Here is a 23,770-nt window from a genome sequence, read left to right on the forward strand (position 1 = left end):
ACTGTATGAGCGCTCTGATGACCGGGCGATGAGTCCCGGCCCGCCGGGACGGGACACGTCCATCCCAGATTTTGAACACGTTCAACACGGGCGTACGCTCCTGCCATGAGCGACAGAGCCGCCCTGCTGAAGGGCATCCGTGTCCGGCTTGCTGTGTTCGTCGTCTGCCTGGTGCTCAGCGGAGTCACCGCCTTCCCGCTCGTCCACGAACTGCACTGGCTCGACAGCGCGTCGCGCGCCCTGTCCGTGCCCGAGCACCTGCCCGCCCTCAGCGACTGGATCGAGCGGGTGCGCCACGGCCTCGACACCGCCGACGCCGACCACCCGTTCCTGCTGTACGGCACGGACTGGCTGGCCTTCGCCCACCTGGTCATCGCGGTCGCCTTCTGGGGTCCCTACCGCGACCCGGTGCGCAACATCTGGGTCGTGGAGTTCGGGATGATCGCGTGCGTGGGCATCGTCCCGCTCGCCCTCGTCTGCGGGCCGCTGCGGGGGATCCCGTTCTGGTGGTCGCTGATCGACATGGCCTTCGGGGTGTTCGGCATCATCCCGCTCCACGACCTGCGCAGGCGCATCAAGCGGCTGGAGGGACTGCCGGTGAGCAGCGCGAACTCCACCCCGCTCCCCGCTGCTTGAGGCCCGTCGGTCCGGGCGCGGCCCGCACCCGAAGGTCATCTTCCTGCCCGCGCGGTGATTATCCGCTCATCTTCCTGGGCAAGGCTTCCCGAGCCACCGCACGCGATCTTCACGGGTTCTCCCGGGACACCGGGCCGCAGGGCCGCGTGCCTCAGCCCCTCAGAGAGGAAGTGCACCGATGAAGCTTCTCTTCGCCGTCCGCAACAAGGTCTCCGCCCGCAAGAGCCTGAAGAACAGCGCCTGGTACATCTGGTACTGATCCGGCGCCCCAGCCCCCGCCGTACGGCCCCGAGGACATCGTTGTCCGCCGTGTGACCCGCGCCCCGCGGGCGAGCGCGCACCCGGACACCGGCCTCGCCGTACGGCGGGGGCACCGCCCCGGCTCCCACCGCCCTCCCGGAGAACCCATGCCCCTGTCATCCGTGCCGCGCACCCGCACCACCGTCCTCGCCCCCCGGCTGGCCGCCCTCCTCGACGACCACCTCGGCCAGGACGTCTTCCGGCTCGAACCCGACACCGTCGGCGTCGCCGGACACGAGGTCGCGGACCGGATCCTCGCCGCCCGGCGCGCCACGGAGACCGAACGCCCCACGTTCAAACCGCTGCACGGCCGGTCCATCTCCCGCACCGAGGCCTCCTCGGTCACCCGGACCATCGGCAGCGACGTACGCGAGGCGCTGAAGAGGCCACTGCCCGAGAACGTGGACCTCTCCGGGTCCTGGCCCCTGACCGGGCACATGTTCCTGCGCGACCTGATCCTCGGTCAGGATCCCTACCGGCTGCGCATGCTGATGAGCCGCAACCTCGAACTGACCACGAAACTCACCTGGTCCGTGATCGCCTTGGGCGCCGCGCTCCCCGGCTGGCCCCGCCCCGGCCGCGGCCGGCTCACCGCACTGGGGGAGCGGGCGGCGAACGCCACCGGCTACCAGGAACGCCGGTACGCCATGGGCATGTACCGCAGGGCCGCCGCCCCGGTGTGCTTCACCATCTCCACCCTGGTGGCCAACGCGCTCTGGCTCGGTTCCCCCTTCGACGAGGGCATGTCCAACCGCAACATCATCCACGAGTCGCTGCGCCTGCTGCCGCCCTCCTGGAACATCCTGCGCAACGCCTCCCCGGAGTACCCGGCCCTCGACGACAGGATCGGCGCGGGCGACGACGTCCTGCTGCTGCCCCTGCTCTCCCACCGCGACCCGGCGCTGTGGGAGGACCCCGAGGCCTTCCGCCCGGAGCGCTGGGACACGCTCGACCCCGACGACACCCCCGGCTACCTGCCCTTCGGCCACTCCTCCGAACGCTGCTGGGGACGGCACATGGTCATGCCGCTCGCCGAACTCCTGCTGGACCTCGTACGGGGCGCCGGCCTCGTGGTCGACCCCGGTCAGCGCACCGGGAACGTGCCGCTGCTCGGGCTGCTGGGCGTGCAGGACGTGCGCCTCGTCCGACGGGGCTGACGCCGGGCCGCCGCGCGTTCACCGGCCGCGCAGCGCGCACAGCACGTCGACGCGGTTCGTCGTCACGGAGTCGACCCCCAGGGCGAGGAGACGCCGCAGCGAGCGCCGGGTGTCCGGGGTCCACACCGACAGCAGGTGCCCGCCGTGGTGGACCCGGGCCGCCAGGTCCCGGTCCACCAGGCCGAAACGGTAGTTGAGCCATCGGGGCCGCACCGCCTCCAGCAGCCCGGCCCGCGGCGGCGCGAGCGAGGTCCACGTCAGCGCGATCTCCGCGGACGGCACCGCCGCCCGCACCGCGAGCATCGCCTCGGCGCCCGCGCAGTAGTAGACACGGTCCTGGGCCCCGCACTCCCGCACCACCCCGGCGATGCGCCCCACCGCCCGCGGGCCGGGCGCGCCCGGCAGGTCGATCATCACGCGGTGGCCCTCCGTCGCCGCGAGCGCCTCCGCGAGCGTGGGCACCCCGCCGGCCGTGAGGTCGCGCACCTCCTCGGCGGACAGCGACCGCAGCGTCCGCTCGTGCGCCCACAGCCGCTTCAGCGAGTCGTCGTGCAGCAGCACGGGGATCCCGTCCCGGGTCAGCCGTACGTCGATCTCGACCGCGTCCGCGCCCCGGTCGAGCGCGGAGCGGAGCGATGCGAGGGTGTTCTCACGGAAGCGGTAGGGGTCGCCGCGGTGCGCCACGGCCATCACGGTCTGCATGGGCCCCATTGTGTCCCGGACCGCTTCCCGTGCCCCGGGCGCGTCCCGTGCCGCGCCCCGGTCAGGGCGCGAGCCACCGCTCGGTGTAGGCGTCGATCTCGCCGGCGATCCGCGCCTTGCCCGCCTCGTCGAGGAAGGAGGCGTGCACCGCGTTCTTGGCCAGCTCGGCGATGCCCCGCTCGTCCAGGCCGAGGAGCCGGGCGGCGACGGCGTACTCGCTGTTGAGGTCGGTGCCGAACATCGGCGGGTCGTCGGAGTTGACCGTGACGAGCACCCCGGCCCGCACGAACTCCCTGATCGGGTGCTCGTCCAGGGTGCGCACGGCCCGGGTGGCGATGTTGGACGTCGGGCACACCTCCAGCGGGATGCGGTGCTCGGCGAGGTGGGCGAGCAGCTTCGGGTCCTGGGCGGAGCTGGTGCCGTGGCCGATCCGTTCGGCGCGCAGCTCGGTCAGCGCGTCCCACACGGTCCCGGGTCCTGTGGTCTCCCCGGCGTGCGGGACGGAGTGCAGCCCGGCGGCGATCGCCCGGTCGAAGTACGGCTTGAACTGGGGCCGCGGTACGCCTGTTTCGGGGCCGCCGAGCCCGAACGAGACCAGCCCCTCGGGGCGCACCCGGTCGTCGGTGGCGAGCCGGACGGTCTCCTCGGCGGACTGCAGCCCGGCCTCGCCGGGGATGTCGAAGCACCAGCGCAGCACGGTCCCGAAATCGGCCTCGGCCGCCTTGCGGGCGTCCTCGATGGCGTCCATGAACGCCCGCTCGTCGATCCCGCGCCGGGTGGAGGAGAACGGCGTGATGGTCAGCTCGGCGTAGCGCACCTGCTGGCGGGCCATGTCCCGGGCCACCTCGTACGTCAGCAGACGGACGTCCTCCGGGGTGCGGACCAGGTCCACGACCGACAGGTACACCTGGATGAAGTGGGCGAAGTCGGTGAACGTGAAGTAGTCGGCCAGCGCCTCGGGGTCCGTGGGCACCTTCGAGTCGGGGTGGCGGGCGGCCAGTTCGGAGACGATCCGCGGGGAGGCGGAGCCGACGTGGTGCACATGGAGTTCGGCCTTGGGCAGTCCGGCGATGAAGGCGTGCGGATCGCGGGGTGCGTGCAGGTCGGTCAAGGTGTCCCTCCCCGGGAACGGCACCGCGGGGCCCGGGGGCGCGCGGCGCGGGTGATCGGCTGATCGGTGAGCACGGCCATCGTAGGCGCAGGCCCGGCGGGGGTGCGGGGGCAGGCGGGGACGTGGGCGGTGGTGGGGGCGCGGTGCGGGTGGGGGCATGAGCGGGCGCGGCGGCGGCGGCGGGGGTACGGGGTCGGGCACGTGGTCGGCACACGCGCCGGCGCCGGCGCCGACGCCGGCGTCGGCGTCTACGTCGGCCTCGGTCCCGGCGTCTGCGCGGGAGCGGGCGCGGCGGCCGGCTCGGCATGTCCGGGGGTGCGGAGCAAGATCCGCCCGGGGCCCGTGGGCGCAGGGGCAGGCCTTAGCATGTCCTGACGATCGACCGAGGGGGACCGTAGAACATGACGGACGGAACACGGGCGGGCGGCGACGCCGCTTCCGGCGACAATCCGTGGGCGCCGCCGGAGAGTGGCCCCTCCTTGGAGAAGCGTCCCCCCGCGCCCGAGCAGCCCCCGGTGCCGTCGCCGTCCGTGCACGACCAGGCCACCATGGCCTCGATGCCCGCCCAGCCCCCGGCCCCCGGCTTCCCGCCGCCGGGCCAGGGCATCCCCGCGGACGCCCCGCCCGCCGCACCCCCCGGTGACTTCGCCGTGCCTCCGCCGCCCGTCGCGCCCACCGGCCCCGGGGTCTCCGCCGACCCCGGCGGTTACGGCTTCCCGGGCGGTCCCGGTCACCCGGGCGCCGGCTACCCCGGCTACCCCGGCTACCCGGCCTACGGCTGGCCCGGCATGCTCCCCGCCCCGCGGAACGGCATGGGCACGGCGGCCATGGTGCTGGGCATCCTGTCCTGCTGCCTGTTCTGCCTGTACGGCGTGGTCTCGGTGGTGCTCGGCATCCTCGCGGTGGTCTTCGGCATCAAGGGGCGCCGGCGGGCCGAGCAGGGCCAGGCCGACAACCGCGGCCAGGCACAGGCCGGTTTCGTCACCGGCGTCATCGGGATCGTCCTGGGCGTCGCGATGATCGTCGTGTGGATCGTGCTGATCACGACGGCCGTCCACGAGTCCCACACCACGGACCCGTACTACTACGACGGCGCCGCGCGTCCGTCCGCGACGGTCCTCGCCGACCACTGACCACTGACCGCAGGCCGCAGGCCGCAGGCCACTGACCGCAGACCCGCAGGTCACTGACGGCTGACCGCAGGCCGTCGGCCGATGACCGCTGAGACCGGTGGCCGGACCCGGCCGCCCGCGTACGGCGGCCCCGGCCGTCCGCAGGACGACGGTTCCCGCCCCCGTGCACCGCGCCGAAGACGCCGGTGCCCCGCGTCCGGTCACCGCGCCCGCGACGAAGGCCGGCCGTCCCCGCCCACTGCCCGGCAGGCGGCGCCGACCGACCCCGACCGGCGCGCCGAGCAGGGCATTACGATGCCTTGACTGTCAACGGAGGGGAAACCACACCATGTCCAACACCCAGCCCGCACCCGACGGCTTCGGACCGCCGTCCCAGCCGCCGCAGCAGCCCGCGCCGGGCTACGGCTACCCGCAGTCCAACCCCAACTACGGTTACCCGCAGGCCGGTCCCTCCTACCCGGCCGCGCCGCCCGTGGGCTACCCGCAGGCACCCGGGTACGGCATGCCCATGCAACCGAGCAACGGCATGGGCACCACCGGACTGGTGCTGGGCATCATCGGCGTCGTCTGCAGCCTGACCTTCTTCCTGTGGTTCTTCGGGATCATCCTCGGCATCCTCGGGATCATCTTCGGCGCCATCGGGCGGGGCAAGGCCAACCGCGGGGAGGCCACCAACAAGGGCGCCGCGACCGGCGGCCTGGTCTGCGGCATCATCGCCACGGTGGTCCTGCCGCTGCTGGGCATCCTGGTGTTCGCCAGCATCATGGGCAGCGCCAGTACGTTCTGAGGACCCGCACGGCGGGGCCGGCCGTGGCGGGCAGTGCCCGCCCCCCCACCGGCCGGCCCTCGCCACGGCCGCACCACCGAGACCATGCGCGCGCATGCCCGTTCTCCGCGCGGAGACCGCGGTGCGCGCGGGCACGCCGGCCCCGCCCCCAACGGCGCCTCGCGCGGCCCCTGCGCAGCCACCCGCGGCTCCCACGCCGCGCCTCGCGCAGCCCCTACGCAGCCTCCCGCAGCCGCTCCCGGGCCGCCATCAGCGCGAAGCCCAGCAGGTTCGGCCCGTGCCAGCGCTCCGGGTCCGACGCCGCCTCGTCGTCGGCGGCCAGGCCGATGCCCCAGACGCGGTCCACCGGGGAAGCCTCCACCAGAACCCGGTCGCCGGTGGCGAGCAGGAACTCCCGCAGTCCGGGGTGGGCGGCGAACTTGTGGACGCTGCCCTCCACCACGATCCCGAAGCGCTCGCGCGCCCACGTGGCGTCGTCGAAACCGCGCACCAGCCGCCCGGCCTTCTTCGCCTGCGCCGGATGCGGCGCGGCCAGCGCCCGCCGCTCCGCCTCCGCGTCGCCGAACAGCCGCGCCTTGCCCGCCATCATCCAGTGCTCGGCGGTCGCGTACGTCACGCCGTCCACGGTGAACGGCGACGGCCACCACTGGCTCAGGCAGCCCGCGCCCACCTGGCCGTCCGGCCGCGGCCGGTGCCCCCAGAAGCACAGGTACTTGATCCTCGTCCCCGCGCGGACCTCCCTGATCAGGGACTCCCGTGAATCGATCTTCCCCATGCACGCGAGTGTGGCACGCACCACTGACACTCCGTCCCGCCTTTTCCGTGCCGACTCGACACCTGGTCGACAGATTCCGTCGCGTAACCAAAAGGCAACAACGGAATCACTTGTTGGTGCCCCTGTGCTCTGTCAGGATCGGCACTCAATTCGAGCCGGAGCTACGCCACCGGCCCCTGAACGGGGGTGGGGGCGGAGGAGAGCGACATGCACAAGCCGGACACCGCCACCCCGGAACGATTCCCCGCCCGGGACCGTTTCGCCCGCGGCGCGCAGTTCATCGCCGGACGTCTCGGCAAGGGCACCTCGGGCGGGACGCACGCCGTGGTCGACCCGGCCACCGGCGAGGAGGTCCTCAGCTACGAGCCGGCCGGTGCGGACGACGTCGACGCCGCGGTCGCCGCCGCGCGCGCCGCGTTCCCCGGCTGGGCGGGCGCCACTCCGGGCGAGCGGTCGGACGCGCTGCACCGCTTCGCGGCCGTGCTCGCCGAGCGCGCCGAGGACTTCGCCCGCGCGGAGTCCCTGCAGTGTGGCAAGCCGCTCAAGCTGACCCGCGAGTTCGACGTGCCGGGCACGATCGACAACACCGCGTTCTTCGCCGGCGCCGCCCGCCACCTCCAGGGCCAGGCCGCCGCCGAGTACTCCGGCGACCACACCTCCTACGTGCGCCGTGAGCCCATCGGCGTCATCGGCTCCATCGCGCCCTGGAACTACCCACTCCAGATGGCCGCCTGGAAGATCCTCCCGGCGGTCGCCGCGGGCAACACCATCGTCCTGAAGCCCGCCGAGCTGACCCCGCTCACCTCCCTGATGTTCGCCCAGGCGGCCACCGACGCGGGGATCCCGGACGGCGTGATCAACGTCGTCACCGGCACCGGCCGGGAGGCCGGCGAGCACCTGGTCGCCCATCCCGACGTGGCGATGACGTCCTTCACCGGCTCCACGGGCGTCGGCAAGCGGGTCGCCGAGATCGCCACCGCCACCGTCAAGCGCCTCCACCTGGAGCTGGGCGGCAAGGCACCCTTCGTCGTCTTCGACGACGCCGACCTGGACGCGGCGGTCAACGGCGCGGTCGCGGGCGCGCTCATCAACACCGGCCAGGACTGCACGGCCGCCACCCGCGCGTACGTGCAGCGCCCCCTGTACGAGGAGTTCGTGGCGCGGACCGCGGCCCTGATGGGGAGCGTGCGGCTCGGCGACCCGTTCGCCGCCGGCACCGACCTCGGCCCGCTGGTCTCGCACGCCCAGCGCGACCGCGTCGCCGGCTTCGTCGAGCGGGCGCGTGGCTACGCGCGCGTGGTCACCGGCGGAGAGGCACCGCAGGGCGACCTGAAGAGCGGCGCCTACTACCGGCCCACCCTGGTCGCGGACGCCCCGCAGGACAGCGAGATCGTCCAGTCGGAGATCTTCGGCCCCGTCCTGGTCGTCCTGCCCTTCGACAGCGACGACGAGGGGATCGCGCTGGCCAACGACACGCCCTACGGCCTGGCCGCCTCCGCCTGGAGCCGGGACGTCTACCGGGCGAACCGGGCCACCCGCGAGATCAAGGCGGGTTGCGTGTGGGTCAACGACCACATCCCGATCATCAGCGAGATGCCGCACGGCGGCTACAAGTCCTCCGGCTTCGGCAAGGACATGTCCGCGTACTCGTTCGAGGAGTACACCCAGGTCAAGCACGTCATGTTCGACAACACCGCGGTGGTCCGCAAGGACTGGCACCGCACGATCTTCGGAGACCGATAGCCGAACTCCGGCCCGCGCCCGGCCGGACCCTCCCGAAAGGGCACCACGCGCATGGAGCAGTACGAGCCCGACCGCCCGTCACCGGCCCGCCCGGCCGTCACCGGGCGGCACCTGCCGGGCGGCAGGGCCGCCCTCACCCGCCGTTCGCTGCTGCGCGCCGGCGCGGGCGGCGCGTTCTTCCTCGGAGCCCTCGGGGCGCTGAGCGCCTGCGGCATCCCGGCGGCCGGCCGGACGCAGGACGGCGCCGCGTCCGAGGACCACTCGGCGCGGGAGAAGACGGTGAACTTCTCCAACTGGCCCGAGTACATCGACGTCGACGACAGCGGCAAGCACCGTCCGACGCTGGAGACGTTCACCCGGCGCACCGGGATCAAGGTCGCGTACACCGAGGACATCAACGACAACAACGAGTTCTTCGGCAAGATCAAACCGCAGCTCGCCGCCGGCCAGGACACCGGCCGGGACCTCGTCGTCCTCACCGACTGGCTGGCCGCGCGGGTCATCCGGCTCGGCTGGGCGCAGAAACTGGACCCGGCCAACCTGCCGCACGCCTTCGCCAACCTCGCCGAGCAGTTCCGCGCCCCCGAATGGGACCCGGGGCACGCCTACTCCTACCCCTGGCAGGGCGTCTCCGTCGTCATCGCCTTCAACAAGAAGGCGCTCGACGGCGTCGAGGTGAAGTCGGTCTCCGACCTGCTGGACAACCCGAAGCTCAAGGGACGGGTCGGCTTCCTCTCCGAGATGCGCGACAGCATGGGCATGACCCTGCTGGACATGGGCAAGGACCCCGGGAAGTTCACCGCCGACGACTTCGACGCGGGGATCGCCCGGATCCAGAAGGCCGTCGACAAGGGGCAGATCCGCCGCTTCACCGGCAACGACTACACCTCCGACCTCACCAAGGGCGACCTGGCCGCCTGCCTGGCCTGGGGCGGCGACGTCGTCCAGCTCCAGGCCGACAACCCGGACGTCGACTACCTCATCCCGCAGGCCGGTTACATCACCGGCACCGACTGCATGCTGGTCCCCGCCAAGGCCCGGCACAAGACGAACGCCGAGCGGCTGATCGACTTCTACTACGAGCCGGAACAGGCCGCCGCGCTCGCCGCGTACACCAACTACGTGTCTCCGGTCGACGGTGTGCGGCCCTACCTTGCGAAGATCGACAAGACCGCGGCGGAGAACCCGCTGATCCTGCCCGACAAGGCCACGGCCGCCAAGTCGCACGCCTTCCGCTTGCTGAGCGAGAAGGAAGAGGCGGCCTTTGAAGAGAAGTACGCGAAGCTCACAGGGGCGTGACGATGAAGACCACAACAGACGCGACGGAACACAGCGGTGACGTGCGCCTCTCGCAGATCAGCAAGCGCTACGGCGCCTTCACCGCCGTGCACCCGCTCGACCTGACCGTGCCGCAGGGCTCCTTCTTCGCCCTGCTCGGCGCCTCCGGCTGCGGCAAGACCACCACCCTGCGCATGATCGCCGGGCTGGAGGAGCCCACCGCGGGCAGTGTCCGCCTCGGCGACCAGGACGTGACTCATCTGCCGCCCTACAAGCGCCCGGTGAACACGGTCTTCCAGTCCTACGCCCTCTTCCCGCACCTCGACATCTTCGAGAACGTCGCCTTCGGCCTGCGCCGGCGCGGCGTCAAGAGCGTGAAGAAGCAGGTCGAGGAGATGCTGGACCTCGTCCAGCTCGGCGAACAGGCCCGCAAGAAGCCGCACCAGCTCTCCGGTGGCCAGCAGCAGCGCGTCGCCGTGGCCCGCGCCCTGATCAACCACCCCAAGGTGCTGCTGCTCGACGAGCCGCTCGGTGCCCTGGACCTCAAGCTGCGCCGCCAGATGCAGCTGGAGCTCAAGCGCATCCAGACCGAGGTCGGCATCACCTTCGTGCACGTCACCCACGACCAGGAGGAGGCCATGACCATGGCCGACACGGTCGCCGTGATGAACGCCGGACGCGTCGAACAGCTCGGCTCGCCCACCGACCTCTACGAGAACCCGCGCACCACGTTCGTCGCCAACTTCCTCGGCAGCTCCAACTTCATCGAGGCCGAGGTCGACACGGTCAGCGGAGACGAGATCGTCCTCAGCGCCGGCGGCGGCAAGCTCGCCCTGCCCAGGGCGCGATGTTCCGCACCGGCCGGCGCCGGCGGCAGGGTGCTGGCCGGAGTCCGCCCGGAGAAGATCTCCCTCACCCATGCCGACGACGCGGGCGACGTCCCCGAGGGCCGCAACCGCATCACCGGCCGCATCGCCGACTCCAGCTTCATCGGGGTCTCCACGCAGTACGTGATCGACAGCCCCGTCTGCACCGGCTTCGAGGTGTACGCCCAGAACATCGACCGCGACCCGCGCCTGGTGCCCGGTGCCGAGGTCGTCCTGCACTGGAACCCGGCCCACACCTTCGGCCTGGACGCCGCCCAGGACGCCGCCGCCGGTGCCGGGCCGGCCGAGGAGGACGCCGCCTGATGTCCGCCGTCACCGAGGCGCCGCCCCCGCTCGCGCCCACCGCACCCCAGGCGAAGCCGCCGCGCAGGCGCGGCCGCCTCACCCCGTACTGGCTGCTGCTGCCCGGCATCCTGTGGCTGGTCGTCTTCTTCGCGCTGCCGATGATCTACCAGGCCTCCACGTCGGTGCAGACCGGCTCCCTGGAACAGGGCTACAAGGTCACCTGGCACTTCGTGACCTACTGGGACGCCCTGTCGGAGTACTGGCCGCAGTTCCTGCGCTCGGTGCTCTACGCGGCCTCCGCGACGATCCTGTGCCTGCTGCTCGGCTATCCGCTCGCGTACCTGATCGCGTTCCGCGCGGGCCGCTGGCGCAACCTGATCATGATCCTGGTGATCGCGCCGTTCTTCACCAGCTTCCTGATCCGCACCCTGGCCTGGAAGACGATCCTCGCGGACGGCGGCCCGGTCGTCGGCGCCCTCGGCGCGCTGCACGTCCTGGACGTCACCAACTGGCTCGGCTGGACCTCCGGCGACCGCGTGCTGGCCACCCCGCTCGCGGTGGTGTGCGGACTGACGTACAACTTCCTGCCCTTCATGATCCTTCCGCTGTACACCTCGCTGGAGCGGATCGACGGGCGGCTGCACGAGGCGGCCGGCGACCTGTACGCCAGGCCCGTCACCACCTTCCGCAAGGTCACCTTCCCGCTCTCCATGCCCGGCGTGGTCTCCGGCACCCTGCTGACGTTCATCCCGGCCGCCGGTGACTACGTCAACGCCGACCTCCTCGGCTCGACCGACACCCGCATGGTCGGCAACGTCATCCAGTCGCAGTTCCTGCGGATCCTGGACTATCCGACGGCCGCCGCCCTCTCCTTCATCCTCATGGCCGCGATTCTCGTCATGGTCACCGTCTACATCCGCCGGTCCGGGACGGAGGATCTCGTCTAAATGCCCTTCGTCACCTGGCTCAAGCGCCATCTCGTCGTCATCGCGGGACTGCTGACCCTCGGATACCTGCTCCTGCCGAACATCGTCGTCACGGTCTTCTCCTTCAACAAACCGAAGGGCCGCTTCAACTACGAGTGGCAGAAATTCTCCACCGACGCGTGGAAAGACCCGTGCGGTGTCGCCGGAATGTGCGGATCGCTCTCGCTCAGCCTCCAGATCGCCGTCTGGGCGACCCTCGGCGCCACGCTGCTGGGCACGATGATCGCCTTCGCGCTGGTCCGCTACCGCTTCCGCGCCCGCGGTGCCGTCAACTCGCTGATCTTCCTGCCGATGGCGATGCCCGAGGTCGTCATGGCCGCCTCGCTGCTCACCCTCTTCCTCAACATGGGCGCCCGACTGGGCTTCTGGACCATCCTGATCGCCCACATCATGTTCTGCCTCAGCTTCGTCGTCACCGCCGTCAAAGCGCGCGTGATGTCGATGGACCCGCGGCTGGAACAGGCCGCGCAGGACCTCTACGCCGGCCCGTTCCAGACGTTCGTGCGGGTCACCCTGCCGATCGCGGCACCCGGAATCGCCGCGGGCGCGCTGCTCGCCTTCGCGCTCTCCTTCGACGATTTCATCATCACCAATTTCAACGCGGGCTCCACCGTCACCTTCCCCATGTTCGTCTGGGGTTCGGCGCAGCGCGGCACACCCGTTCAGATCAATGTCATCGGTACGGCCATGTTCGTCATCGCCGTACTGTTCGTCCTGGTCTCCATGGCCATCAGCAATCGCCGTACCAAGCAAAAGGCATGACTCACATAACTCGGTAGGGAGTTGAAATCATGGCCCCGAGCGCCATGACCCGTTGGACCGGTTCACTTTCCGAGGCACAGCCCACCCCCTACTGGCTGGACGACCCCGGCCGCCCCCGTCCCGAGGCCGCCCTGACCGGCGCGGAGACCTGTGACCTGCTCGTCGTCGGCGGCGGCTACAGCGGACTGTGGACCGCGCTGATCGCCAAGGAGCGCGACCCGGCCACCGACGTGGTGCTCGTGGAGGGCCGCGAGGCGGGCTGGGCCGCCTCCGGCCGCAACGGCGGTTTCTGTGCCGCCTCCCTCACCCACGGACTGTCCAACGGCCTCACCCGGTGGCCGGACGAGATCCACAAGCTGGAGGCGCTGGGCGCGCGCAACCTCGACGCCGTCGAGGAGACGGTCGCCCGCCACGGCATCGACTGCGAGTTCGAGCGCACCGGCGAGATCGACGTGGCCACCGAGCCCTACCAGGCGCGGGAACTGCGCGACTGGCACGCGGAGCTGGAGGAGAAAGGACTCGCCGAGGGCATCGAACTGCTCGACCGGGACGCCGTGCGCGCACAGGTCGCCTCACCGACCTTCGAGGCCGGCCTCTGGGACCGCCGGGGCGTGGCCATGCTCCACCCGGCCAAGCTCGCCTGGGGCCTCAAGCGGGCCTGCCTGCGGCTCGGCGTCCGCGTCTACGAGCACACCCCCGCCCTCACGCTCAGGCCCTACGGCGCGGGCATGAGCGTACGCACCCCCTACGGCGGCGTCCGCGCCCGGCAGGTGGCGCTGGGCACCAACGTCTTCCCCAGCCTGGTCAAGCGGGTCCGGCCGTACACCGTCCCGGTCTACGACTACGCCCTGATGACCGAGCCGCTGACCGCCGCGCAACTGGAGTCCGTCGGCTGGAAGAACCGCCAGGGGCTGGGCGACTCCGCGAACCAGTTCCATTACTTCCGGCTCTCCGCCGACAACCGGATCCTGTGGGGCGGCTACGACGCCGTCTACCCCTACGGCGGCCGGGTGCGCGCCGAGTACGACGACCGCCCACGGACGTACGCCAAGCTCGCCGGGCACTTCTTCACCTGCTTCCCGCAGCTCGAAGGCGTCCGCTTCAGCCACGCCTGGGGCGGTGCGATCGACACCTGCTCGCGCTTCTCGGCCTTCTTCGGCACCGCCCACCAGGGCAAGGTCGCCTACGCGGCCGGGTACACCGGCCTGGGCGTCGGCGCGACCCGCTTCGGCGCCGAGGTGATGCTCGACCTGCTGTCCGGCGAGCGCACCGAGCGCACCGAGCTGGAGATGGTCCGCAGGAAGCCGCTGCCCTTCCCGCCCGAGCCGCTGGCCTGGACCGGCATCGCGCTGACCAAGTGGTCACTGGCGCGGGCGGACGCGCACGACGGCCGGCGCAACCTGTGGCTGCGGACCATGGACCGGCTCGGGCTGGGCTTCGACAGCTGAGGCGCCGGCGGGCGGACGGGTGGGCCCGCCGCCGTGTGCCCCGGGCGGACCGTGACCCGGGTCACTCCAAAAGGGCCCGCGAACCCGCGTAATGCCCGGTGCGGACCTCCCTCTGGGTTCGTGGGCGCGACAGTGCGCGTCCACGACGAAGAGGGAGGTCTCTCCATGACCGGGACGAAGACGGCGGTCGAGTGGCTGGCATCCGTCGCACCGGATCCGCGTGCCTGCCGCAGGGAATGGGAGCGCGACCCCTACGGGGTCGCCCTGCTGCCCGCGGGCAGGGCCTGGGACGTCCTGATCCTGCCGGGCGAACTCGGCTACCCCACGCTCGACGTGCTGAGCCGGGTGCTCGACCAGCTCGGCCCGGTCCTCGCCGACTTCGGCGACGGCCGCCTGGGGTTCCTCGTACCGCCGGGCACCGCGGCCCGCTGGGTCGGCACGGGTGTCCGCGGCGCCGGGCCCGGCACCTGGATCGTGGCGCCCTGCCCGGGCAGGACCGCCGGGACCCTGCGCTGGCTGGTCCCGCCCGACGGTTCGGGCACCCTCACCGATCCGGCGCTGCTGGAACTGGCGATGCACGAGGCGGCGGCGGCCCTGGCCACGGAGGGCGAGGGCTGACCCCGCGCACCGCCGGACGACGCCAGAGGTCTTGACAACCCAATTGGTCTGGACCAAATTGGGCGCGCTCCGCCCTCCAAACTCCCCCCTGCCCGGAGGCACTTGTGGAACGCGACAGACGATCCGGACCAGCGGTGCGCCGGCTGCTCGCCGGACTCACGGCCACCCTGCTGGCCGTGCCCGGCATCACCGCGCTCTCGTCGGCCGCCCGTGCGGCCGACGCCGGTCCCGCGCTCAACGGCGGCTTCGAGTCAGGTCTGGACGGCTGGACCTGCACGCCGACCGCCAAGACGGTCACCAGCCCCGTCCACGGCGGCACGGCCGCGCTGCAGGCGACCCCGGCCGGCAGCGACAACGCCCAGTGCGCCCGGACGGTGTCCGTCCAGCCCGACTCCCAGTACACGCTGTCCGGTTACGTCCGCGGCTCCTACGTCTACCTCGGCGCGAGCGGCACCGGCACCACCGACACCTCCGCCTGGACCCAGTCCGCCGCCGACTGGCAGCAGCTCACCACGACCTTCCGCACCGGCGCCGCCACCACCGAGGTCACCGTCTACACCCACGGCTGGTACGGCACCGGCGCCTACTACGCCGACGACATCTCGCTCACCGGCCCCCCCGGCACCCCCGGGCAGCAGCCGCCCGCCACCCCCGCCGGCCTGAAGACCGGCACCGTCACCGCCACCACCGTGGACCTGTCCTGGTCACCCGTGACGGGCGCGACCGGCTACGCCGTCTACCGCGACGGCACGAAGGTCCAGGCGGCCACCGGCACCAGCACGACCGTCACCGGCCTGACGCCCGCCACCGCGTACAGCTTCCAGGTCGCGGCCGTGAACGCGGCCGGCGAGTCCGCGAAGTCGGCGGCGGCGGTCGCGACGACGGCGGCGGACCCGGGCGGCCCCGGCAACGGCCAGAACCCCGGCCTGCCCGCCCACGCCCTCGTCGGCTACCTGCACGCGAGCTTCGCCAACGGCTCCGGCTACACCCGCATGGCCGACGTCCCCGACAGCTGGGACGTCATCGACCTGGCCTTCGGCGAACCCACCTCGGTCACCTCCGGCGACATCCGCTTCAACCGCTGCCCGGTCACCGAATGTCCCGGCGTGGAGAGCGACGCCGACTTCAAGGCCGCCATCAAGGCCAAGCAGGCCGCGGGCAAGAAGGTCCTGATCTCCATCGGCGGCCAGAACGGCCAGGTCCAGCTGACCACGACGGCCGCGCGGGACACCTTCGTCTCCTCCGTCTCGAAGATCATCGACGGGTACGGCCTGGACGGTCTCGACATCGACTTCGAGGGCCACTCCCTGTCCCTGGACGCCGGCGACACCGACTTCAGGAACCCGACCACGCCCGTGATCGTCAACCTGATCTCCGCACTGAAGACCCTCAAGGCCAGGTACGGCGGCAAGTTCGTCCTGACGATGGCCCCGGAGACCTTCTTCGTGCAGATGGGCTACCAGTACTACGGCACGGGCAAGTGGGGCGGCCAGGACCCGCGCTGCGGCGCCTACCTCCCGGTCATCCACGCCCTGCGCGACGACCTCACGCTGCTCCACGTCCAGGACTACAACTCCGGCCCGATCATGGGCCTGGACAACCAGTACCACTCCATGGGCGGCGCGGACTTCCACATCGCGATGACCGACATGCTCCTCACCGGCTTCCCGGTGGCCGGGGACACCACCCGCGTCTTCCCGCCGCTGCGCCCCGACCAGGTGGGCATCGGCATGCCGGCCTCCACCCAGGCGGGCAACGGCTACGTCGCCCCCGCCGAGGTCACCAGGACGCTCGACTGCCTCACCAGGAAGACCGGCTGCGGCTCCTACACCACCCACGGCACCTGGCCGGGGCTGCGCGGCCTGATGACCTGGTCGATCAACTGGGACCGCTTCGGGGACTGGCAGTTCCAGAAGAACTTCGACGCGTACTTCGGCTGAGCACCGCGAGCGGCGCGAGCAGGACGAGCCCCAGGCACCAGGCGGCCACCACGTCCAGCGGCCAGTGGTAGCCGCGCCGCACCAGCCCGTACGACACCGCGAGCACCAGCACGGCGCACCCGGCGACCGCCCGTCGCCGGGCCGGCGCCGTCCCCAGCCACGGCCGGAGCACGACGACCGCACCCCCGTAGGCGAGCAGCGCCGTGGCGGTGTGCCCCGAGGGGAAGTACCCGGTCCCCGGCGGCATGACGGAGGTGCCCGGCCGCGCGATCCACTCCTTCAGCGGCACGAGCAGCACGGGCAGCACCGCCATCGTCACCAGCGCCGCGAGCGGCACCGTCCACCACCGGACCGCGCCGTCCCGCCGCCCCCGCCAGGCCGCCCAGCCCGCCGCCACCAGCAGCACCGGCACCGCGACCTGCACGTTGCCGAGGTCGGACAGCACCTCGGAGAAGCGGTCCGGGTGCAGCAGGCCGGCACTGACCCACCGGTCGGCCCGCAGCAGCGGACCATGGTCCATGACCTGCCAGGTGATCAGCACGAAGAGCAGGAGGGGAACCCAGGTCGTTCGAGGATTCGGCACGGCACACAGCTTCGCAGAGGGGCCGCCGTGCCCCGCCGGGCCGGGTGGCGTCCGGGCACCGGCCCCGGACATGCCGAAGGGCCGGCGCAAAGGGGGGGTTCTGCGTCGGCCCTTCGGAGGACGGCCGTCCATGCGATTGCAGCCGTCCTGACCGGAACGTCGCGCGCCCCGGGGGGTTTGGGGCGAGCGACCGTCCGATCGGTGAGGAGACCCGGGGCCCGGGGGCCCCGGTGGTGTGCGCGAGGCACGGACCAGGTCGAAGCTGGGGAGGCTACGGCCTGATACCGTCCGCAGTCTCCTGCGGGCGGGGTGTATCTCTCATCTGGGAGAGAACCTACGGCAGGGCGGGGGGCGAGGACAGTCCGATCGGCGTCCTGTCATCCACCCCGCACACCTTCTTCACACGGTCTGCCGCCCCCGTGCCACCTGTGCGCGGACGCCGCTCAGATGCGCGCGAACGCCTGCTCGATGATGTCGAGGCCCTCGTTCAGGAGGTCCTCGCCGATCACCAGCGGAGGCAGGAAACGCAGGACGTTGCCGTAGGTGCCACAGGTCAGGACCAGCAGGCCCTCGGCGTGGCAGGCCTTGGCGAGCGCGGCGGTCGCCTCCGGGTGCGGCTCCTTCGTCGTACGGTCCTTGACCAGCTCGATCGCGATCATCGCGCCGCGCCCGCGGACGTCGCCGATGACGTCGAACTTCTCGGCCATGGCGGACAGGCGGTCCTTCATGACCTCCTCGATCCGCCTGGCCTTCGCGTTGAGGTCGAGTTCCTTCATCGTCTCGATGGCGCCGAGGGCACCCGCGCAGGCCACCGGGTTGCCACCGTAGGTGCCGCCCAGGCCGCCCGCGTGCGCGGCGTCCATGATCTCGGCGCGGCCGGTCACGGCGGCCAGCGGCAGGCCGCCCGCGATGCCCTTCGCCGTGGTGATCAGGTCCGGCACGATGCCCTCGTCCTCGCATGCGAACCACTGGCCGGTGCGGCAGAAACCGGACTGGATCTCGTCGGCGACGAAGACGATCCCGTTGTCGGCGGCGAACTGGCGGATGGCCGGCAGGAAGCCCTTGGCCGGCTCGATGAACCCGCCCTCACCGAGCACCGGCTCGATGATGATCGCGGCCACGTTGTCCGCGCCGACCTGCTTGGTGATCTGGTCGATGGCCTGCGCGGCGGCCTCCGGACCCGCGTTCTGGGCACCGGTGGGCCAGCGGTAGCCGTAGGCGACCGGCACGCGGTACACCTCGGGGGCGAACGGACCGAAACCGTGCTTGTACGGCATGTTCTTCGCCGTCAGCGCCATGGTGAGGTTCGTACGGCCGTGGTAGCCGTGGTCGAAGACGACGACGGCCTGCCGCTTGGTGTACGCGCGCGCGATCTTCACCGCGTTCTCGACGGCCTCGGCGCCGCTGTTGAACAGGGCCGACTTCTTGGCGTGGTCACCCGGCGTCAGCTCGGCCAGCGCCTCGGCGACGGCCACGTAGCCCTCGTAGGGGGTGACCATGAAACAGGTGTGGGTGAAGTCGGCGAGCTGCGCGGAGGCACGGCGTACGACGGCCTCGGCGGAGGCGCCCACGCTGGTCACGGCGATACCGGACCCGAAGTCGATGATGCGGTTGCCGTCGACGTCCTCGATGATGCCGCCGCCGGCGCGCGTCACGAAGACCGGCAGCGTGGAGCCCACGCCCTGCGCGACCACGGCCGTACGCCGGGCCTGCAGCTCCTGCGACTTCGGGCCGGGGATGGCGGTGACGACGCGGCGCTCCTGCTCAAGTGCGGTCATGGGGGCTCCCTGAAGAGATCATGCGTTGGGGGGCTTGTTCGAGGACGGCGTTTTTCGGACGCTTTTCCTTCTTTTCTCGCAGGTTAGGACGGCGGAAGGGGGGTGGGCATGCTCCATGTGGGCGTTGTCGGCGGTCGGGGTTGTCCGCGGTGGATATAGAGGTGGACGGGGAGGGGTACGCACCGGGCGACGCGGGCACCGGCACCCTCACGTGCCGCCTCGCCGCGCGATCGGTGAACTCCCCTTCGCCGAGGGTTAGATTGACTCGCTGATGGTGACGGTGGACGAACGGCTGGCCGGGGAGCGACGGCGATGGACGACGGCGGGACGCAGGACGCGCGGGGCACGCATCCGAAGCATGCGGACCCGGTGCCCGGGCAGGGCGGCCCGGTACCGCAGCAGTACCCCGGTTCGGGGCTGCGCCCGGCCATGCCGCGAGAGGCTCCAGCGATGCCGCCGCGGCCGCCGGCCCCGCCGGCCGCGCATGCGCCGGTCGTGCCGGGTGCGCCGACAGCCTTCGGTGCCGGTCCCCGTTCTGCGGTCGCCGCCTGGCTCGACACCCCTCGCCCCGCCGCCGCGCCCGGCATCTGGCGGTTCGGGCACCGGTCGCCCAAGGGCAGTGAGCCCACCTCGGGCCGACTGCCCGCGATCACTGCCGTCGGCCTGCTGATCCCTCTGGTGGCGGCCTTGCTCGTATGGTCTCTGTGGCGGCAGGGCGCCGTACCCTACGAGTCGGCGCCGCTGAAGCTGTTCACGCCCGACGACTGGTGGTGGGGAGGCACGGTCTCCCCCCGGGGCTGGCAGGGACGTGAGGCCAGAATCCTCTACGACGGTCTCTTCTTCGGCATCCTCGTCTACGCCGTGGCCCGGCTCGGCAGCTGGACCGAGGTCGTACGGCACTACGTGGGCCGCCGCCCGCAGCCGGCCCGTGCCCTGTACGCCGCGGTGGGCGCACTCGGCGTGCTGAGCCTGGTCTTCCCGGCGGCCTTTCCCCTGGTCAACTGGGACCGGGTGCCCGTCGTCGACCCGGTGATCTCGCTCGTCGCCCTAATCTCCGGCGGCTACCAACTGTTCACCCATGACTTCGTCAACGAGGGGTTGAACACGCTGATCACCCTCCTGGTCGTCTGGCCCTTCGCCCGTCTCGGCGGCTGGTGGGCGTACGGGCGGGAGCTGGTCGCGCGGCGCCGGGCCGCCGCCGATCCGGCCGCGCCGCCGCCCGCCGACCTGCCCCGCTCCCAGTGGCCCGGGCTGCGGCACGCGGGCCAGCACCAGGCCGCCGACGTGCTCACCGCAGAGGTGGCCGCAGGGCGGATGAACGACGTCGACTGCGCCCGCGTCGAGCGCGCCTGGGAGGGCGCCCGGCGCGAGGCGCGGCCCGCCGTCTTCGCGGACACCGTGCTGCGCCACGGCGGCGCCGCCTGGACCCACCCCTCCGGGCAGCGCGACCTGCCCGCCCGAGCCGCCCGGCACGACCTGCTGGAGGGTCAGGTGCGGCTCGGGCGCTGGGTGGCGGGGGAGCGTGCGCCGCGCGCCTACCACGACGCCGGCGCGGCCCTCGGCCCGGACCTGCTGGGCACCTCCCTGCTCGTGATCGGACCGCCCGGCTCCGGCAAGACCCGGCACGTCGTCGGGCCGGTCACCGAGGCACTCACCCTCCAGGCCCTGACCGGCCGGTGCGCGGTCGTCACCGTCTGCGCCGCCGGTACGCCGCTCGGCTCCGACAGCGCCTACGACGTCGTCGTGCGGATCGGCGACCCCGCCTCCGCGCACGACCTCGACCCGTACGCCGAGTCCGAGGACCCCGACGAGGCCGCCGCCTTTCTCGCCGAGGCGCTGGTCGGCGACCTCGACACCGTGAGCACGCAGAGCGCCGCCACCGCGCTCTCCCAGCTGCTCGGCCCGTACCGCGCCGTGCACGGCCGCTTCCCCGCGCTGCCGGTGCTGCGCGAACTGCTGGAGGGCGACCCCGGGGCCCTGGCCGCCCTGCGCGCGGGCCTGGCCGCGGGGGAGCGCGCTCCCGAGGGCACCGGCGGGCGCGCCGACGCGCACGCCGTGATGCGCCGCGAGCTGGACGCCCGGATGCGGCAGGCCGGCGGCGCGACGGACGCCGGGCCGGCCCTCGCCGACCGGCTCGCCCTGCTGGACCGGCCCGTCTTCGCCGGCTTCTTCGGCAGCGCCGCCACCGGCGACCGGCCCTTCTCGCTGCGCGCCGTCGCCCACCACCCGCTGCGGGTCCGCGTCGAGCTGCCCGAGCGCGGACACGAGGAGGCCTCCCGGATCATCACCCGGCTGGTCCTGGCCCAGTTCCACGGCGTCGCGCGGGAGGCCGGCCGCCCGCACTTCGCCTGCCTGGTCCTGGACGACGCCACCGGCACCGTCACGGCCGAGTCGGTCCGCCGCATCCAGCGGCTGCGGGCGCACGACGCCGGGGTCGTCCTCGCGCTCCGCTCGGTCGCGGACGTGCCGGAGGCCCTGCACGGTCCGCTGCTGGGGGCCGTCGGCTGCCGCATGGCGCTGTCCGGGGTGACCACCTGGGACGGCAGCCGGTTCGCGCACGCCTGGGGCACCGAGTGGGTGGAGACCAAGGAGGTCGCCAAGCACACCGTCTTCGCCGACCAGCCGATGACCCGGGCCCTCCACGCCCTGCGCAAGCTGGTCACCGGCAAGGCGGTGACCACCGACGCCGTCACCACCAAGCAGGTCGAGCGCGAACGCTGGTCCGCCTCGCAGCTGGCCCACGAGGTGCCGCCCGGGCACGCCGTGCTGTCGCTGACCAGCGTGGCGGGCGAGCACGCCCCGCCGCTCCTGGTGGACCTGCGCGGCTGAACCCCGCCCCTGCCCCGCACCGGATCCCACCGCCAAGTGAACCGGACGGCCCCGGACGGCCGTCCGGTTCGCGCCGACCGTACAGTGAGGCAGAATCGACACAGGCCGTTCATACGCGACGGCCAAAACACCGCAACCATCACCAGTTCACCAGATCACAGATCGACGCTCTCCGGTTCACCGGTCACCGGTCACGGTCACAGTCACCGGATCGTTCGGACGACCCGGCTGACCAAGCTCACCCAGACCTCCGCAGACCTGAAGGTCCCATGCCCCCGACGCTCGCCTCACTCGTCCACCACTCCGCGCTCAAACTGACCGTGCGCGCGGGCGGGGACCGCCTGGACGTGCCCGTCCGCTGGGCGCACGTCAGCGAGCTGGCCGACCCCGTGCCGTACATGGAGGGCGGCGAGCTGCTGCTGATCACCGCGCTCAAACTGGACGCGGAGGATCCCAAGGCCATGCGCCGCTATGTGAAGCGGCTGGTCGCTGCCGGTGTGGTGGGACTCGGCTTCGCCGTCGGGGTGAACTACGAGGAGATCCCCGAGGCGCTCGTCGCGGCGGCCGAGGAGGAGGGCCTGCCCCTGCTGGAGGTACCGCGGCGCACCCCCTTCCTCGCGATCAGCAAGGCGGTCTCGGCCGCCATCGCCGCCGACCAGTACCGGGCGGTCACGGCGGGCTTCGCCGCCCAGCGCGAACTGACCCGGCAAGCACTCAACTCCGGCCCCGAGGGGCTGCTCACCGCCCTGGCCGCGCAGGTCGACGGCTGGGCGGCGCTCTACGACGCCTCGGGCGCCGTCGTCGCCACCGCACCCGAATGGGCGGTCCGCAGGGCCGCCCGGCTCACCGCGGACGTCGAACGGCTGCGCGACCGCCCCGCGCCCGCCTCCGCCGTCGTCGGCGGACCCGAGACCGAGGACCGCGTCGAACTGCACTCCATCGGCACCGGGCGCCGCCCGCGCGCCGCGCTCGCCGTCGGCACCGCCGCCGCCCTCGGCACGGCCGAGCGGTACGCCGTGCACTCCGCCATCGCCCTGCTGACCCTCACCACCGAGCGCTCCCGCTCCCTGCACGCCGCCGAGCAGCGGATCGGCGCGGCCGTGCTGCGCATGCTGCTCGCCGGTCAGCCCGACCACGCGCGGGCCGTCGCCGGGGACCTGTACGGCAGCCTGCTGGACGCGCCGTTCCGGGTGATCGTCGCCGAGTCCGCCTCCGCGTCCGCCGCGCGGGCGCACGCCGACGCGCACGCGCGGGTGCAGGCCGCCAAGCCCGCCCCCGCCGCCGTGCCGGCCGCCGTCGGCACCGGGGGCGACCCGCTTGCGGGCCTGGCCGAGGTGGTGGAGGCCGCCGCGGCACGCTCCGGGGAGGCCGTGCTCGTGGTGCCCGACGGGGCACGCCTGGTGGTACTGGCCGGGGACGGCGGCACGTCCGTCTCCGCCTGCGCGGAGTACGCGGGCGCCCTGGAGGCCGCGCGGGCGGCCGCGGTGTCCGAGCAGACGGCGGGCGAGGAGGACGAACTGGTCGTGGGCCTGTCGGCCCCGGCCGGTCCGATCGCCGCCGCGGCCGCGTTCAAGCAGGCCGAGCAGGCGCTGTCCGTGGCGCGACGGCGCGGGCGGGTGCTGGTCGAGCACGAGCAGCTGGCGTCGGGGTCCGTGCTGCCGCTGCTGGCCGACGACGCGGTGCGCGCGTTCGCGGACGGGCTGCTGCGGGCGCTGTACGAGCACGACGCGACCGGCCGCGGGGACCTGGTGGCCAGCCTGCGGGCCTGGCTGTCGCGGCACGGCCAGTGGGACGCGGCGGCGGCCGACCTCGGCGTGCACCGCCACACCCTGCGCTACCGGATGCGGCGCGTGGAGGAGATCCTCGGCCGTTCCCTGGACGACCCGGACGTACGGATGGAACTGTGGCTGGCCCTCAAAGCGACGGCGACCGACTAGGAGGTCCTGTCGTCACATTCCCGCCTCCCCCCGGCGCCCGGCACGCCCTCTCGCCGCACCGGACGAAAGCCCGAGCACGCCCAGTTCGGAGGACT

At 72.5% G+C, this 23,770-nt stretch carries 20 protein-coding genes; 15 read left to right on the forward strand and 5 right to left on the reverse strand.

Annotation, left to right across the window (positions count from 1 at the left end; translation table 11 throughout):
- Positions 1–105 precede the first annotated feature (105 nt).
- The 3 genes from IG64_RS32470 to IG64_RS32475 all read left to right on the forward strand — a co-directional run bounded on the left by IG64_RS32470 (position 106) and on the right by IG64_RS32475 (position 2,093).
- On the forward strand, positions 106–636 hold the full coding sequence (locus tag IG64_RS32470; protein ID WP_037862835.1) for a hypothetical protein: 531 nt from the start codon (positions 106–108) through the stop codon (positions 634–636).
- 178 nt (positions 637–814) lie between these two features.
- Positions 815–895 (forward strand): tryptorubin family RiPP precursor, encoded by an 81-nt coding sequence (locus tag IG64_RS43370; RefSeq protein WP_366727432.1) that lies wholly within the window; start codon positions 815–817, stop codon positions 893–895.
- A 148-nt stretch (positions 896–1,043) separates the two neighbouring features.
- Positions 1,044–2,093, forward strand: coding sequence for a cytochrome P450 (locus IG64_RS32475; protein WP_037862837.1), 1,050 nt, complete (start codon positions 1,044–1,046; stop codon positions 2,091–2,093).
- Positions 2,094–2,111: 18 nt separating this feature from the next.
- Here IG64_RS32475 and IG64_RS32480 read toward each other — a convergent pair whose 3' ends face one another.
- Both IG64_RS32480 and IG64_RS32485 read right to left on the reverse strand, forming a co-directional pair.
- Complete coding sequence (locus tag IG64_RS32480; RefSeq protein ID WP_199811695.1) at positions 2,112–2,795, reverse strand: glycerophosphodiester phosphodiesterase; 684 nt, start codon at positions 2,793–2,795, stop codon at positions 2,112–2,114.
- Positions 2,796–2,856: 61 nt separating this feature from the next.
- Positions 2,857–3,906, reverse strand: coding sequence for an adenosine deaminase (locus IG64_RS32485; RefSeq protein WP_037862842.1), 1,050 nt, complete (start codon positions 3,904–3,906; stop codon positions 2,857–2,859).
- Positions 3,907–4,307: 401 nt separating this feature from the next.
- Here IG64_RS32485 and IG64_RS32490 point away from each other — a divergent pair, with 401 nt between their 5' ends.
- Complete coding sequence (locus tag IG64_RS32490) at positions 4,308–5,039, forward strand: DUF4190 domain-containing protein (RefSeq protein WP_037862844.1); 732 nt, start codon at positions 4,308–4,310, stop codon at positions 5,037–5,039.
- Between the two features lie 328 nt (positions 5,040–5,367).
- Positions 5,368–5,826: a DUF4190 domain-containing protein gene (locus tag IG64_RS32495; protein WP_037862846.1), complete on the forward strand. Its 459-nt coding sequence runs from the start codon at positions 5,368–5,370 to the stop codon at positions 5,824–5,826.
- A gap of 214 nt (positions 5,827–6,040) precedes the next feature.
- On the opposite strand, the gene IG64_RS32500 is transcribed toward IG64_RS32495, so the two are convergent.
- A complete protein-coding gene (locus IG64_RS32500) occupies positions 6,041–6,601 on the reverse strand; it encodes an NADAR family protein (protein WP_037862849.1) in 561 nt (186 codons plus the stop codon).
- A 207-nt stretch (positions 6,602–6,808) separates the two neighbouring features.
- On the opposite strand from IG64_RS32500, the gene IG64_RS32505 reads away from it, so the two are divergent.
- From IG64_RS32505 to IG64_RS32540, 8 genes are all read left to right on the forward strand, one after another.
- Positions 6,809–8,344, forward strand: a complete 1,536-nt coding sequence (locus IG64_RS32505) for a gamma-aminobutyraldehyde dehydrogenase (RefSeq protein WP_037862850.1) — start codon at positions 6,809–6,811, stop codon at positions 8,342–8,344.
- 51 nt (positions 8,345–8,395) lie between these two features.
- Positions 8,396–9,643 (forward strand): ABC transporter substrate-binding protein, encoded by a 1,248-nt coding sequence (locus IG64_RS32510; RefSeq protein ID WP_037862852.1) that lies wholly within the window; start codon positions 8,396–8,398, stop codon positions 9,641–9,643.
- A 2-nt stretch (positions 9,644–9,645) separates the two neighbouring features.
- Positions 9,646–10,812: an ABC transporter ATP-binding protein gene (locus IG64_RS32515; RefSeq protein WP_037862853.1), complete on the forward strand. Its 1,167-nt coding sequence runs from the start codon at positions 9,646–9,648 to the stop codon at positions 10,810–10,812.
- Positions 10,812–11,741 carry an ABC transporter permease gene (locus tag IG64_RS32520; protein ID WP_037862854.1) on the forward strand — a complete coding sequence of 310 codons (930 nt, stop codon included), beginning with the start codon at positions 10,812–10,814 and terminating at the stop codon, positions 11,739–11,741. The genes IG64_RS32515 and IG64_RS32520 overlap by 1 nt, the downstream gene beginning before the upstream one ends.
- Positions 11,742–12,542: an ABC transporter permease gene (locus tag IG64_RS32525; RefSeq protein WP_037862856.1), complete on the forward strand. Its 801-nt coding sequence runs from the start codon at positions 11,742–11,744 to the stop codon at positions 12,540–12,542.
- Between the two features lie 29 nt (positions 12,543–12,571).
- Positions 12,572–13,990, forward strand: a complete 1,419-nt coding sequence (locus tag IG64_RS32530; RefSeq protein ID WP_037862858.1) for an NAD(P)/FAD-dependent oxidoreductase — start codon at positions 12,572–12,574, stop codon at positions 13,988–13,990.
- Positions 13,991–14,155: 165 nt separating this feature from the next.
- Positions 14,156–14,608 (forward strand): hypothetical protein, encoded by a 453-nt coding sequence (locus IG64_RS32535; RefSeq protein ID WP_037862860.1) that lies wholly within the window; start codon positions 14,156–14,158, stop codon positions 14,606–14,608.
- 104 nt (positions 14,609–14,712) lie between these two features.
- Positions 14,713–16,548 carry a chitinase gene (locus tag IG64_RS32540; protein ID WP_037862862.1) on the forward strand — a complete coding sequence of 612 codons (1,836 nt, stop codon included), beginning with the start codon at positions 14,713–14,715 and terminating at the stop codon, positions 16,546–16,548.
- On the opposite strand, the gene IG64_RS32545 is transcribed toward IG64_RS32540, so the two are convergent.
- Entirely contained in the window at positions 16,487–17,068 is a 582-nt protein-coding gene (locus IG64_RS32545; RefSeq protein ID WP_051813574.1) for a phosphatase PAP2 family protein, read from the reverse strand. The two genes, IG64_RS32540 and IG64_RS32545, sit on opposite strands and share 62 nt — an antisense overlap.
- 506 nt (positions 17,069–17,574) lie before the next feature.
- Positions 17,575–18,909 (reverse strand): 4-aminobutyrate--2-oxoglutarate transaminase, encoded by a 1,335-nt coding sequence (gene gabT, locus IG64_RS32550; RefSeq protein WP_037862865.1) that lies wholly within the window; start codon positions 18,907–18,909, stop codon positions 17,575–17,577.
- Positions 18,910–19,221: 312 nt separating this feature from the next.
- Between gabT and IG64_RS32555 the strand changes: the two genes are divergently transcribed.
- The gene (locus tag IG64_RS32555; RefSeq protein ID WP_037862867.1) at positions 19,222–21,738 is read left to right on the forward strand and encodes a hypothetical protein; all 2,517 of its coding nucleotides are present in this window, start codon (positions 19,222–19,224) and stop codon (positions 21,736–21,738) included.
- A gap of 269 nt (positions 21,739–22,007) precedes the next feature.
- Positions 22,008–23,675 (forward strand): PucR family transcriptional regulator, encoded by a 1,668-nt coding sequence (locus IG64_RS32560; RefSeq protein ID WP_037862870.1) that lies wholly within the window; start codon positions 22,008–22,010, stop codon positions 23,673–23,675.
- Positions 23,676–23,770: the final 95 nt, after the last annotated feature.

This window comes from Streptomyces sp. NRRL S-340 (assembly GCF_000720185.1).
Taxonomy (GTDB): Bacteria; Actinomycetota; Actinomycetes; order Streptomycetales; family Streptomycetaceae; genus Streptomyces.